This window comes from Mycobacterium sp. 48b (genome assembly GCF_048282725.1).
Lineage (GTDB): Bacteria > Actinomycetota > Actinomycetes > Mycobacteriales > Mycobacteriaceae > Mycobacterium.
The window spans coordinates 3,984,640-3,998,303 of sequence record NZ_JBLVUL010000001.1 but is presented as its reverse complement, the minus strand read 5'-3'; the positions used below and the strand labels follow the sequence as shown (position 1 = coordinate 3,998,303).

11 protein-coding genes and 1 riboswitch are annotated in these 13,664 nt (G+C 67.3%); of the genes, 5 read left to right on the top strand and 6 right to left on the bottom strand.

The genetic code is table 11. The features are described from left to right. Window positions 1-66 precede the first annotated feature (66 nt). From ACNQR1_RS19675 to ACNQR1_RS19665, 3 genes are all read left to right on the top strand, one after another. Window positions 67-2,265, top strand: a complete 2,199-nt coding sequence (locus ACNQR1_RS19675) for a malate synthase G (protein ID WP_418047521.1) — start codon at window positions 67-69, stop codon at window positions 2,263-2,265. A gap of 55 nt (window positions 2,266-2,320) precedes the next feature. Continuing rightward, window positions 2,321-4,606: a substrate-binding domain-containing protein gene (locus tag ACNQR1_RS19670; RefSeq protein WP_418047520.1), complete on the top strand. Its 2,286-nt coding sequence runs from the start codon at window positions 2,321-2,323 to the stop codon at window positions 4,604-4,606. 75 nt (window positions 4,607-4,681) lie between these two features. Beyond that, window positions 4,682-5,686: a WXG100 family type VII secretion target gene (locus ACNQR1_RS19665; protein WP_418047519.1), complete on the top strand. Its 1,005-nt coding sequence runs from the start codon at window positions 4,682-4,684 to the stop codon at window positions 5,684-5,686. Window positions 5,687-5,694: 8 nt separating this feature from the next. Here ACNQR1_RS19665 and ACNQR1_RS19660 read toward each other — a convergent pair whose 3' ends face one another. Continuing rightward, complete coding sequence (locus ACNQR1_RS19660; protein WP_418047518.1) at window positions 5,695-6,138, bottom strand: hypothetical protein; 444 nt, start codon at window positions 6,136-6,138, stop codon at window positions 5,695-5,697. A 147-nt stretch (window positions 6,139-6,285) separates the two neighbouring features. Between ACNQR1_RS19660 and ACNQR1_RS19655 the strand changes: the two genes are divergently transcribed. Continuing rightward, the gene (locus tag ACNQR1_RS19655; protein ID WP_418047517.1) at window positions 6,286-7,167 is read left to right on the top strand and encodes a glycoside hydrolase family 19 protein; all 882 of its coding nucleotides are present in this window, start codon (window positions 6,286-6,288) and stop codon (window positions 7,165-7,167) included. Further along, window positions 7,164-7,703, top strand: coding sequence for a hypothetical protein (locus ACNQR1_RS19650; protein ID WP_418047516.1), 540 nt, complete (start codon window positions 7,164-7,166; stop codon window positions 7,701-7,703). Before ACNQR1_RS19655 ends, ACNQR1_RS19650 begins: the two co-directional genes overlap by 4 nt. 25 nt (window positions 7,704-7,728) lie before the next feature. Here ACNQR1_RS19650 and gcvP read toward each other — a convergent pair whose 3' ends face one another. The 5 genes from gcvP to garA all read right to left on the bottom strand — a co-directional run bounded on the left by gcvP (window position 7,729) and on the right by garA (window position 13,655). Then, a complete protein-coding gene (gene gcvP, locus ACNQR1_RS19645) occupies window positions 7,729-10,560 on the bottom strand; it encodes an aminomethyl-transferring glycine dehydrogenase (RefSeq protein WP_418047515.1) in 2,832 nt (943 codons plus the stop codon). A gap of 154 nt (window positions 10,561-10,714) precedes the next feature. Then, window positions 10,715-10,813: riboswitch (glycine riboswitch) on the bottom strand. Between the two features lie 106 nt (window positions 10,814-10,919). After that, window positions 10,920-11,540: a MerR family transcriptional regulator gene (locus ACNQR1_RS19640; RefSeq protein WP_418047514.1), complete on the bottom strand. Its 621-nt coding sequence runs from the start codon at window positions 11,538-11,540 to the stop codon at window positions 10,920-10,922. A gap of 255 nt (window positions 11,541-11,795) precedes the next feature. Continuing rightward, window positions 11,796-12,290, bottom strand: coding sequence for a bifunctional nuclease family protein (locus ACNQR1_RS19635; RefSeq protein ID WP_003882030.1), 495 nt, complete (start codon window positions 12,288-12,290; stop codon window positions 11,796-11,798). 123 nt (window positions 12,291-12,413) lie between these two features. Continuing rightward, window positions 12,414-13,172: a MerR family transcriptional regulator gene (locus ACNQR1_RS19630; protein WP_418047513.1), complete on the bottom strand. Its 759-nt coding sequence runs from the start codon at window positions 13,170-13,172 to the stop codon at window positions 12,414-12,416. Between the two features lie 3 nt (window positions 13,173-13,175). Next, window positions 13,176-13,655: a glycogen accumulation regulator GarA gene (garA, locus tag ACNQR1_RS19625; RefSeq protein ID WP_418047512.1), complete on the bottom strand. Its 480-nt coding sequence runs from the start codon at window positions 13,653-13,655 to the stop codon at window positions 13,176-13,178. Window positions 13,656-13,664 lie beyond the last annotated feature (9 nt).

Below are 13,664 nucleotides of genomic sequence, written 5' to 3'. Positions count from 1 at the left end.
ACCAATGGGTAAGCTGGATAAACGGCAGGCATCGCACGGTGCCTGGAGCCGAGGGAGGAAACGCGCATGACCAATCGCGTGACTGTCGGAAACCTGCGTATCGCGCAGGTGCTGCACGACTTCATCACGAACGAGGCACTGCCGGGCACCGGCGTCGACCCGGACAGCTTCTGGTCCGGCGTGGACAAGGTCGTCGCTGACCTCACCCCGAAGAACCAGGACCTGCTGGCCCGTCGCGACGATCTGCAGGCGCAGATCGACAAGTGGCACCGCGCTCACGTGCTCGAGCCCGTCGACCCCGACGCCTACAAGCAGTTCCTGACCGATATCGGCTACCTGCTGCCCGAGCCCGCCGACTTCACCATCACCACCGCAGGCGTCGACGACGAGATCACCTCGACCTCCGGCCCGCAGCTCGTGGTGCCGATCCTCAACGCCCGGTTCGCGCTCAACGCCGCCAACGCCCGCTGGGGTTCGCTGTACGACGCGCTGTACGGCACCGACGTCATCAGTGAAGACGACGGCGCGGAGAAGGGCACGGGCTACAACAAGGTTCGTGGCGACAAGGTGATCGCCTACGCCCGCAAGTTCCTCGATGAAGCGACGCCGCTGGCTGCCGGCTCCTGGTCCGAGGCCACCGGCCTGAAGATCGACGACGGCCAGCTGCTGGTCGAGTACGGCGACAACCTCTCGAGTGGCCTGGCCACCCCCGAACAGTTCGTCGGCTACACCGGCGAGCTGGGTCAGCCGCAGTGGTCGGTGCTGCTGGCCAACCACGGCCTGCACATCGAGATCCTCGTCGACCCCGACTCCCCCGTCGGCTCCACCGATGCCGCGGGCATCAAGGACGTCGTGCTGGAATCCGCGATCACCACGATCATGGACTTCGAGGACTCCGTGGCCGCCGTCGACGCCGACGACAAGGTGCTCGGCTACCGCAACTGGCTGGGCCTGAATCGCGGCGACCTGGCCGAGGAGGTCAGCAAGGGCGGCAAGAGCTTCACCCGGGTGCTGAACCCGGACCGGGTGTTCACCACGCCGGACGGCGAGGGCGAGCTGACCCTGCCCGGACGCAGCCTGCTGTTCGTGCGCAACGTCGGACACCTGATGACCAACGATGCGATCGTGGATGCGGACGGCAACGAGATCCCCGAGGGCATCCAGGACGCTCTGTTCACCGGCCTGATCGCCATGCACGGGCTGAAGGACGAAGAGGCGAACGGCCCGCTGAAGAACAGCCGGACCGGCTCGGTCTACATCGTCAAGCCCAAGATGCACGGCCCCGACGAGGTCGCCTTCACCTGCGAGCTGTTCGGCCGGGTCGAGGATGTCCTCGGCCTGCCGGAGTCCACCCTCAAGGTCGGCATCATGGACGAGGAACGCCGCACCACGGTGAACCTGAAGGCCTGCATCAACGCCGCGGCCGACCGCGTGGTGTTCATCAACACCGGCTTCCTGGACCGCACCGGCGACGAGATCCACACCTCGATGGAGGCCGGCCCGATGATCCGCAAGGGCGCCATGAAGGCCCAGCCGTGGATCAAGGCGTACGAGGACAACAACGTCGACGTGGGCCTGGCCACCGGCCTGGCCGGTAAGGCCCAGATCGGCAAGGGCATGTGGGCCATGACCGATCTGATGGCCGACATGGTCGAGCAGAAGATCGGCCAGCCGAAGGCCGGTGCCACCACCGCGTGGGTGCCCTCGCCGACCGCCGCCACCCTGCACGCGATGCACTACCACCAGGTGGACGTCGAGGCCGTGCAGAAGGAGCTGGCCGGCAAGAAGCGCGCCACCATCGAAGACCTGCTGACGATCCCGCTGGCGGATTCCTCGTTGACCTGGTCGCCCGAGGAGATCCACGAAGAGGTGGACAACAACTGCCAGTCGATCCTGGGCTACGTGGTCCGCTGGATCGACGCCGGTGTCGGCTGTTCGAAGGTGCCCGACATCCACAACGTCGCGCTGATGGAAGACCGTGCCACACTGCGGATCTCCAGCCAGCTGCTGGCCAACTGGCTGCGTCACGGCGTCATCACCGAAGAGGACGTCAAGGCCAGCCTGCGCCGGATGGCCGCGGTCGTCGACGAGCAGAACGCCGGTGATCCCGACTATCTGGCGATGGCGCCCAACCCGGATGCGAGCATCGCGTTCGGTGCGGCACAGGAGCTGATCCTGTCCGGAGCCCAGCAGCCGAACGGCTACACCGAGCCGATCCTGCACCGGCGCCGCCGCGAGTTCAAAGCGAGCACCGCCGGGAAGTGATTAGACTTCGGCGGGTCCGGATGACTAGTCGGCGCGAGACGTACAGGGGTTAGGAATGGGCAGGCACAGCATTCCCGACCCTGAGGATGCCCCCGACAAGCCCGATCACGGGCCCGTCGAGGACTCCGGGTACTCCGGTGGGTACGAACGTCCCCGCGGCGACCAGTCACGGCGCGCCGGAGACGATTTCGACACGCCCGGGCATCAGGCCGATCGCGGGTACCGGGATGCGCCCGCGTACCGCGACGGGCCCGGCTACCGGGACGACCGGGGGTATCGGGCCGAGCCCGACTACCGCGCACCGCAGTACGCCGACGGTGACGACGACTACGAATCCGACTATCGCGATTCGGAGTACGCCGATTACGAGGAAGCGGACTACGAAGAAGGCGAGTACGCCGAGGAAGACGGTTACGACGACGAATACGTCGACGGCTACCGCGGCAAGTACTCCGAGGCCGACGACGACTATGCCGCGGAGTACTCCGACGAGTATTCCGACGGCGACTACGCCGACGATCAGCCGACCGCGCAGTTCGGTGCCGTCTCCGAACCGCCACCCGCGTCCACCCCGACGAGTCGCCAGCGCGGCGACTGGGACGGTGAGTGGACCGGCAGTCATCGCGCTGTCGAGTCCGGCCGCCGGGGTGTCAGCATCGGCGTGATCGTCGCGCTGTGCACCGTGGTGGCCGTTGTCGGCGCGATGATCCTGTGGAAGTTCTTCGGTGACGTGCTCGCCGGCCGCAGCGACGCCGCGGCCGCGCGCTGCGTCGACGGCGAACTCGGGGTCGCCGTGATCGCGGACCCGACCATCTCGTCGCGCATCGAGGGACTGGCCAACACGTACAACGAGTCCGTCAGCCCGGTGGGTGACCGCTGCGTCAAGGTGCGCGTGCAGTCCGCCGATTCCGACCGGGTGGTCAGTGGCTTCGCCAACGCGTGGCCGAGCGAGCTCGGTGACCGTCCGGCCCTGTGGATTCCGGCCAGCAGCATCGCCGAGGCGCGGCTGGAGGCGACCGCGGGCGCCAAGACTGTCAGCGACAGCCGCTCCCTGGTCACCTCGCCGGTCGTGCTCGCGGTCCGCCCGCAGCTCAAGGACGCACTGGCCCAACAGACCTGGGCCACCCTGCCGCAGCTGCAGAGCAGCCCGGCCGCGATGAACGCGCTCAAGTTGCCCGGTTGGGGCACACTCAAACTCGCACTGCCGACGCACAGCAACGGCGATGCCGCCGCCCTGGCCGCCGAGGCCGTAGCCGCGGCAACCGCCCCCGCGGGGGCACCGGCCACCTCCGGTATGAGCGGCGTCAACAGCCTGCTGCGCGGGCAGCCCAAGCTCGACGACAGCGAGCTGGGGACCGCCCTGGACGCGCTGCTCAACTCCTCCGATGCGGCCACTGCGCCGGTGCACGCGGTGGCCACCACCGAACAGCAGGTCTTCCAGCGGGGCACATCGCTCGACAACGCCAAGTCCTCGCTGGCCGGCTGGCTGCCGCCCGGGCCGACCGCCACCGCCGACTATCCGACGGTGCTGCTGGCCGGAGACTGGCTGGAGAAGGAACAGGTCACCGCGGCCAGCGAGTTCGCCCGCTATCTGCGCAAGCCCGAGCAGCTCGCCGAACTCGCCAAGGCAGGGTTCCGGGCCGAGGGCACGACGCCGCCGTCCAGCGACGTCACCAACTTCTCCCAGCTCGCGGCACCGCTGTCGATCGGTGACAACGCCACGCGGGTGACGCTGGCGAACGCGACGGCCGCGCCGTCGGGGAATCCCGCGGTCACCATCATGCTCGACCAGTCGATGCCCACCGAGGAGGGTGGCAAGTCCCGGTTGGCCAACGTCGTGGCCGCACTCGACAGCCGGCTCAAGGCTCTGCCGGACACCGCCTCGGTCGGCCTGTGGACCTTCGACGGCACAGAGGGCCGTCCCGAGGTCTCGACCGGGCCGTTGGCCGAGCCGGTGAGCGGTCAGCGCCGCGCCGATACGCTGACCTCGACGCTGGACCAGCAGTCCGCGTCCGGCGGCGGCGCGGTGTCGTTCACCACGCTGCGGATGCTCTACAACGAGGCACTGTCGAAATACCGTGACGGCCAGACCAATTCGATTCTGGTGATCACCACCGGACCGCATACCGACCAGAGTCTGGACGGGGCAGGCCTGCAGGAGTTCATCCGCGGCGCATTCGACCCCGCCCGTCCGATCGCGGTCAACGTGATCGACTTCGGCAGCGGGTCCGACCGTGCCACGTGGGAAGCTGTCGCGCAGGCCAGCAGCGGCACCTACCAACACGTATCCAGTTCTGCCTCACCCGAATTGACCACGGCCGTCAATACCCTGCTGGGCTGACCCCGACGAAATTCGTGCAACCGGGCTCCCGTCGCCCGGGTGACAATGTAGTCACCAACTGCAACGAGGGGCGCGATGACGCTGACGGTGTCTCAGGTATTGAGTGCCAAACCTGAAGTCTTGCTCAATGCCGCGGGCGACGTGGGCACCGTCGCCAACCAGCTCGAAGGGAAGATCGCCGATCAGCGATCCCAACTGAGCAGGCTCGCCGGCAGCTGGACCGGTAGCGCATCGGCCGCAGCCCAGAAACAGGGCGCCCAGATGTTGGTCGGCCAGGAGGCCTACCGCGACAAACTCCGTGCCATGCAGCAGGTGATGAGCTCGGGCGGCCAGCAGCTGAGCACCGTCCGCACCCAGCTGCAGAGCCTCGTCGGTGGCAGCATCTCACCGCTGTTGAACGTGGCCGACAACGGCTCGGTGACCCCGGGCCCGGTGCTGCAGCAACTCAGCAGTCTCTCGCCGGTGCTGGGCATGCAGGTCAAACTCAAGTCCCTCGAAGTCGAGACCGCGGTCAAGAAATTGCTCGACGAGTTCGAAACGGTCGACAAAGGAGCCGCCGACGCCCTGCGCAAGTTCCTCGACGAGGGCAACGACGACAAACAGGACACGGACGACAAGCAGGACGACGGGAACAAGCCCGACGACAAACCCCAAACCCCGACCGAAGCACCCCCCGGTCAGAACCCCGCCGACATCGCGAAGGGGTTCCTCGACCGCAACGCCTCGGACCTCAAAGGCAGCGGAGAACTGCCGATGGATCCGAGCGTGCCGAACGACGTGTGCTGCGCGAACTTCGTCACCGCGACCCTGCAGAAGGCCGGCCTGATCGACTGGCACAGCAACGGTGTCGCCGACATGTCTTCACGCCTGCAGGCAGAGGGATGGCGGGTGGTGCCGGCGTCGGAGGCACGTCCCGGTGACGTCGCGGTGATCAACGGCAGCGAGCACACCGAACTTGTCGCAGGCAACAACGGCGGGCAGGTCACCTTGATCGGGTCGAACAACAAGAACGCCGACGGCAGCCAGCGCATCTCCTACGGCAATCCCTACGGCGAGGTGATGTACCTGTCGCCGCCGTGAGCGTGCGGTCAGTCCGCGGGAAGCGCGAACGTCTCCGCCGGGACACCGTATTCGGCGGCCCATCCCTCCCACGCGACATCGGTGGGCCCGACGGCGCTGTCGACCCGCGTCCAGGCCGAGCCGTTGTTGCGGAACAGGCCGGCGTAGGTCGTCGATTTGCCGCCGTTGGCCGCAGCTTCGGCGAATCGCGTTCCGGCATAGTCGAACACGGCCCCGTCAGGGCCCTGGATCTTGCCGTAGACGAATGCCCAATCCCCCACCACGTTGACGGTCTTGACCTTCAACTCCACAGGTTTGCCGAGTTGGGCGCTCAGATCGGCCAGCGCTGGTTGCACGATTGCCCCACCTTCCGCAGAAACCGGATCAGCCGACGCATGCGCCGCGCCGAAGATGCTCAGCCCGAACAAGACTGGGATCAACACCATCCGCTTGACGGTCCCCCACCAGAACATCAGCCAACCGTACCCAGCGCCACCGGGTAAGGGCCAGAGGCCGCCCGATTTTGGTGCACCGGACCCGCGCTCGACGGGCTTAGGCTCATCTAGGGGGGCAGACCTGCCGTCTCACCTGTCCGAGTGCCGGGAGGGAATTCTTCACCGATGGCCGACGCGCTGAACGTCAATCCCTCCGCCCTGCGCGAAGCCGCCTCCGCCTTGAGCAACGTCTCCAGCGGCTTCGGCGGTCCGGGTTCCGTCCTGTCCGCGGCGTCCGGGCCGCTGTCCGGGTTGGACGTCGCGTCGGCGTGCAGCCAGGTCGCCGACTCCATCGACCGGCAGGCAAAGGGGCTGGGCGAGAAGGTGACGACCTTCGCCGACAACCTCACCAGCGCAGCCAAGGCCTACGAGAAGGGCGACCAGGAGTCGGCCGACAAGATCAAGTTCGACGAGCCCGGCAAAGAGGAGGGCGAGCAGAAGGGCAGTGAGGACCCGCCGCAGCCCACCGATCCGAACTACGATCCGGTGACCGTCGAGGAGTTGCGCGAGATCGTGCCCGAACTCAGCCAGGCCAAGGCCGAAGAGATGGTCGGCCCGCTCAACGAGGCGATGCGCGAGGGCGGCATGAACACGCCGCAGCGCCAGGCCGCGTTCCTGTCGCAGATTGCCGTCGAATCCGATCGCTTCAACACCTACGAGGAGTACGCCGACGGCAGTGACTACGAAGGTCGCGAGGATCTGGGCAACACCCAACCGGGAGACGGCACGAAGTACAAGGGCCGCGGCGTCATCCAGATCACCGGACGCTACAACTACACCCAGATGAGCGAGGACCTGGGCGTCGACTTCGTCAACCACCCCGAACTGGCCGCCACACCGGACTACGCCTTCAAGAGCGCGGTCTGGTACTGGAACAACCACGACGGCAACGCCGTGGCCGACGGCGGGAACATCACCGACATCACCCGAATGGTCAACGGCGGCACCAACAACCTTGCCGAACGAACCGACTACTACAACCGAGGATTGCAGGTACTGAGCCGATGAACACCCGCCCGAAACTCGCCGTGCTGTCCGCGTCCTTCTGCCTGGCCCTGGGTGTGAGCGCCTGCGGTACATCGACCGTCACCCAGCCGGCACCCGAAACGTCGCCGGCCGTCCAGTCCCGAACCACCTCGGCCGCACCGGGATCGGCCACGCCGACGGTCGCCCCGGTGGCGACCACCACCCTGCGGCCGAACGTATCGCCCGACGAGGAATGCGCGGGTTCGAAGTTCAGCGTCGCTCAGTTCATCGGAGCCTGGCAGGACGGCCCCGCCGTCACCACGTTGTCCGAACACGGATCGCTGGACTCGAACGTCAACGGCGACAAGCAGTTCGGCACCTGGCAGTTCAAGCCGGCCGGTCAGACGCCTGCCGCCTCGAGCGTGCCGGTGGCCGCCACGTGCGTGCTGTGGTTCCACTGGATGGACGAACCCCAACAGGACGCGTTCTACGTCCCGCTGAAGGTCAGTGACACCAGCCTCCAGTTGAGCTACGTCGGCCGCGGCAACACCATCGTGTGGGAGCGCACCGCAGGATAACGGCGCACTCCGGGCGGATGGCGCGCTACGCGAACGCCTCCACCGGCGGGCAGGAGCACACCAGGTTCCGGTCACCATAGGCGCCGTCGATGCGCCGCACCGGCGGCCAGACCTTGGGACGGAACCCCTTGCCCAACGGGTAGGCGGCCTGCTCGCGGGTGTACGGGTGGTCCCAGTCGGCCACCAGCAGGCACTCGGCGGTGTGCGGGGCGCCGCGCAACGGGTTGTCGTCCACCGGCCACTCCCCCGAACCGACCCGGTCGATCTCGGCGCGGATGGCGATCATCGCGTCGCAGAACGCGTCCACCTCGGTCAGGCTCTCGCTCTCGGTCGGCTCGACCATCAGCGTGCCGGCCACCGGGAAGCTCATGGTCGGTGCGTGGAAACCATAGTCCGCGAGGCGCTTTGCCACATCGTCGACGGTCACGCCGGTGGTCTTGGTGATGCCGCGCAGGTCCAGGATGCACTCGTGGGCGACCATGCCGTTCTCGCCGGTGTAGAGGACCGGGTAGTACTCGTCGAGCCTGCGGGCCACATAGTTGGCCGACGCGATCGCGGTCAGGGTCGCCTCGCGCAGACCTTCGGCGCCCATCATCCGGATGTAGGCCCACGTGATCGGCAGGATCGACGCCGACCCGTAGGGCGCCGACGAGACGGTGTGCTCGTCGGGCAGCTCGTCGGCCAGCGGGTGACCCGGCAGGAACGGGGCCAGGTGCGACCGCACCGCGACCGGCCCGACCCCGGGACCGCCGCCGCCGTGCGGGATGCAGAACGTCTTGTGCAGGTTCAGATGGCTGACGTCACCGCCGAAGCGGCCCGGCCTGGCCAGGCCGACCAACGCGTTCAGGTTCGCGCCGTCCACGTAGACCTGTCCGCCCACGTCGTGCACCGCCGCGCAGATATCGGCGACGTCGTGCTCGTACACCCCATGCGTCGACGGGTAGGTGATCATCAGCGCCGCAACACGATCGGCGTGTTCGGCGATCTTCGCGCGCAGGTCGTCGAGGTCGACGTCGCCGTTCTCGCGGCAGGCCACCACCACCACGCGCATGCCGGCCAGCGCCGCCGAGGCCGCGTTGGTGCCGTGCGCGCTCGACGGGATCAGGCAGAGGTCGCGCTCGGTGTCACCACGTGAGACGTGGTAGGCCTTGATCGCCAGCAATCCGGCGTACTCGCCCTGCGAACCGGCGTTGGGCTGCAACGAGATCTGGTCGTAGCCGGTGATCCCGGTGAGCCAGTCCTGCAGATCGGCGATCAGCTTGCGCAGTCCGGGGTTGTCGGATGCCGGCGCGAACGGGTGCTGGCGGCCGAACTCGGGCCAGGTGATCGGCTCCATCTCGGCGGCCGCGTTGAGCTTCATCGTGCAGGAGCCCAGCGGAATCATGCTGCGGTCCAAGGCGATGTCCTTGTCCGCCAGCGCCCGCAGGTAGCGCATCATCTCGGTCTCGGTGCGGTACTTGTTGAACGCCGGGTGGGTGAGGAACTCAGAGGTCCGCGTCGCAATACCGGCGGACACCGGCTCGGCGGCGGAGACATCGAACGCGTTCAGCACCGAAGCCACATGAGCTTCCGTGGTCGCCTCGTCGCACGACACCGACACGTGATCGGCGTCGACGCGCCACAGGTTGATCCCGTCGGCCTTGGCGGCCGCGACCACCGCGTCGGCGCGTCCGGGAACCCGGGCCAGCACGGTGTCGAAGTACTTGTCGTGCACCAGCGCATCGCCGAGCGCGCCGGCGATCATCGAGGCGTGGCCGTGCACGCGCTGGGCGATCGCGGTCAATCCTTCTGCGCCGTGGTAACTGGCGTACGTCGCGGCCATCACGGCCAGCAGCACCTGTGCGGTACAGATGTTGCTGGTCGCCTTGTCGCGGCGGATGTGCTGCTCGCGGGTCTGCAGTGCCAGCCGGTAGGCCGGTGCACCATCCGCATCGACGGAGACACCGACCAGGCGGCCGGGCAGCTGCCGGGCGTGCTTGGCGTGCACGGCGAGGTAGCCGGCGTGGGGACCGCCGAATCCCATTGGCACGCCGAACCGTTGGCTGGTTCCGAAGGCGACGTCGGCCCCGATGTCGCCGGGCGGGGAGATCAAGGTCAGCGCCAGCAGGTCGGCACCGACGGTGACCAGGGCGCCACGCTCATGGGCTTCACCGATCAGTCCCGCCCAGTCTGTGACCCGCCCGCTCGCCCCGGGCAGTTGCACGATGACACCGAAGAACTCACCGTCGGGAAGTCCCTGACGCAGATCCGCCGTGACGATCTCGATGCCGAGCGGCTCCGCCCGGGTGGCCAGCACGGCCGCGGTCTGCGCGTACACGTCGGTGTCGACCACGAGGCGGTTCGCCTTGGACTTGCTCGCCCGGTGCATGAGCGTCATGGCCTCGGCCGCGGCGGTGCCCTCATCGAGCATCGAGGCGTTGGCCACCTCGAGTCCGGTCAGATCCGAGACCATGGTCTGGAAGTTCAGCAGGACCTCGAGACGGCCCTGGCTGATCTCGGGCTGATACGGCGTGTACGCGGTGTACCAGGCGGGGTTCTCAAGAATGTTGCGGCGCAGCACGGCGGGCGTGAAGGTGTCGAAGTAGCCCTGACCGATCATCGAGACCGCTGTCGTGTTGGAGTCGGCCAACGCGCGGAGCTCGGCCAGTGACTCCTCTTCGGTGGCAGGCGCGGGCAGCCCCTCCAGGCCCGGGGCGACCCCGGCGGACGAGAGCGCGTCGAGGATGCCTGCCGGCAGCGCCTTGGCAGCGAGCTCGTCCAGGGATGCCACGCCGATCACTTCGAGCATGGTGCTGACGGCGGAGGCGTCGGGACCGATGTGACGATCGGCGAAACGCGATTGATGCTGGTCGGACACGACACTCTCCTGAGGCGCAGACGTGCTCAGACGTCGTAGGCGTCCCTCTCCCTCTGTCGTCGGCCCGGTCCGGGCTGCCTGAGAGATTCAGCCCCGGTACGGGACTTTTCCCCATGGGCGGGTGCCCAGCGGGCACCACTTTCCAGAGGCATCGGGGCCTGGCGCGGTCCTGGGTGCCTGAGAGGTTGACGGAGAGGTATTGCTCCTTCGGCGTCCGTGGCTGGCTGTCACGAAACTCTCCCGCACGAGGGCGATGCGTCGACGATTCTACCGGCCGCTCACGCATGTCCGCGAACGGACGCGCAGGTACCCCTCAACGCCGGTCGAGGGGCACCTAGGTGTCTGTTCTAGAGGGAAACTCAGCCGATCTTGCGGTCGCGGCTTTTGCGCCGCGACGCCAGCTCGTCCTCGGGCGATGCGATGGACTCGCCGCCATCGGCGCGCTCACCCGGGAAATCGGCGATGGTGCCGGTCAGCTCACGCATGGCGCCGGATACCGCGATGCCGAACACGCCCTGACCGCCCTGCAGCAGGTCGACAACCTCTTCGGCCGAGGTGCACTCGTAGACGGTGGTGCCGTCGGAGAACAGGGTGATGTTGGCCAGGTCCTGCACGCCGCGCTGGCGCAGGTGATCGACCGCGACCCGGATGTTGTGCAACGAGATACCGGTGTCCAGCAACCGCTTGACGATCTTGAGGACCAGAACATCCTTGAACGAGTAGAGGCGCTGGCTGCCCGAGCCTGCCGCACCCCGGATGGAGGGAACCACCAGAGAGGTACGCGCCCAGTAGTCGAGCTGCCGGTAGGTGATCCCGGCGATCTGGCACGCGCTGGGGCCGCGGTAGCCGACGAGTTCGTCAGGCACCGAATCGTCGGGGAACAGCCCAGCCTGCACGGGTTCGCCGGCCGGCCTGACAGGCGGCTCCGCGCCGCTCCCGGTGGTCAGATCCAACTCTTCCTGCCGTGGCGTGTCACCCACTGTGAATCCTCTCGCCGTTCGAACTCGCCCGCGTCGTACTGCTACGTCCTGTACCGCAGCGACCTGCGCCGCGGCGGTTTGCTGCGCGCTCGAATGTGTCGAGCATACGCTTCCCGCCGGGCCCTGATTGCCCGCTGCAGAGAAAGTATGGCGCCCGAATTCCTGCCCGATTGGCTCCCGCGCCGCGTGTTGACCCCGGTATGCCGACTTGAGACGTATCCGTGATCTGTGCCGGCACAGCGGCGCGGGCGACGGTCATGTGGCCTTGAAGTCGTCCGGTGAAACGCTGTCCAGGAACTCCTTGAACTTCTCGACCTCGTCCTCACGTACGGTGCCTGCGGCCTCTTCGTCGTTCTCGTCGGGAATCAGCAGACCGGCCTCGGCCAGCACCGCCTCCTCCACGTAGATCGGCACGCCGACACGCAGGGCGATCGCCACCGAGTCCGAAGGCCTGGCCGACACCTTGATGTCGCGGTCGAAGATCAGGTCGGCGTAGAAAGTGCCTTCCTGCAGGTCGACGATCCGCACCTCTTTGAGTGAATGCCCAAGGGCGGCAATGACATCTCGGATCAGATCGTGGGTGAGCGGCCGGGCAGGTTCGACGCCCTGCTGTTCCAGCGCGATCGCGGCAGCTTCCGACTGCCCGATCCAGATCGGTAGATAGCGATCACCGTTGGACTCCCGCAAAAGCAGCACGGGCTGGTTCTGCGGCTGTTCCACCCGAATGCCGACCACGCGAACCTCAGCCATCTGTGCCTGCCCTCCGCACCGCCGTGCCGTTTCGTCGAATCTTCGTCCGTCGCACCGTCCGCCATCACCACATTGCCAGGGGTCCCGACTTAGACGAACTGGCCGTCAAATCGAGTCTAGTCCTCAGCGATCCAGAACGTCGCGTACGGCGGACTTGATGAGAGACGTGTGCAACGTGATCGCCAACGCGGCCACTTCACGGGCCAGGTCGTCGGCGCGGTCGCGGGCCCCGGCCTTGCCTGCCTTGCCCACCGGCCCCGCGATCTGGGCGATCAGGTCAGATTGCCGGTCCGCCGCAGAGCGGAACGCCCGCAGGTGTCGGGGTTCGACACCGTAGTCACCGAGGGCGCGCGCGCACTGCGCGATCACCACCGAATGTTCGTCGAAAAACCCGGCCGGCCCGGCGGTGATGATGCCGTTGCGCACCAGCGCCCCCAGCATCTCCTCGTCGATGCCCGACCGGGCCAACAGATCTTCACGGGACAGCCGGACCTGGGTCGGTGCCACCCCGGAAATACCAGCGGCACCGTCCGCCACATCGCCTCCGTGGTCCCCGCCCTCGGACACCGGCACCAGACGCGGCACACCGTAGGCGGATCCCGCCTCCGGCAGCTCACCGTCGGGTTGGGCGTCCAGCTGAGCCTTGATCACCTTCAACGGCAGGTACTGGTCACGCTGCGCGGTCAGGATGAACCTCAGCCGCGCACAGTCGTACGCGGTGAACCGCCGGTACCCCGAAGCGGTGCGCTGCGGTGTGACCAGCCCCTCGGCCTCGAGGAACCGGATCTTGGAGATGCTGACGTCCGGGAAGTCGCCCCGCAGCAGGTCCAGCACTGCGCCGATCGACATCCCGGCCAGTGCAGGTCTGTCGGGGGCAGTCATCGGCTAGCTGGTGGAGCTGCCGTCGTCGTCAGACCGGGGACCGGTGAGGAACACCAGCCGGAACTTCCCGATCTGCACCTCGTCACCGTTGGCGAGTACGGCCGAATCGACCGGCTCGCGGTTGACGTACGTTCCGTTGAGGCTGCCGACGTCGACAACCTGGAACTCGCCACTCTCCAACCGGAACTCGGCGTGTCGCCGGCTCACCGTCACGTCATCGAGAAAAATGTCGCTGTCCGGGTGACGGCCCGCCGACGTGGTCGGCTGATCGAGCAGGAAACGCGACCCGGCGTTCGGTCCGCGCTTGACGACGAGCAATGCCGAACCCGCGGGCAGGCCCTCGACACCGGAAACGGCGCCTTCGGTACCGGCCGCGGCAGGCGCGTCCAGTTCGTTCAAAAAGTCCGCGCGGAAAACCGATGTGGTTTCCACCGTCACGTCTTCCGACTGGTCGGCCCCCAAATTGCTGTCCTTGTCCGTCACCCGCTGCTC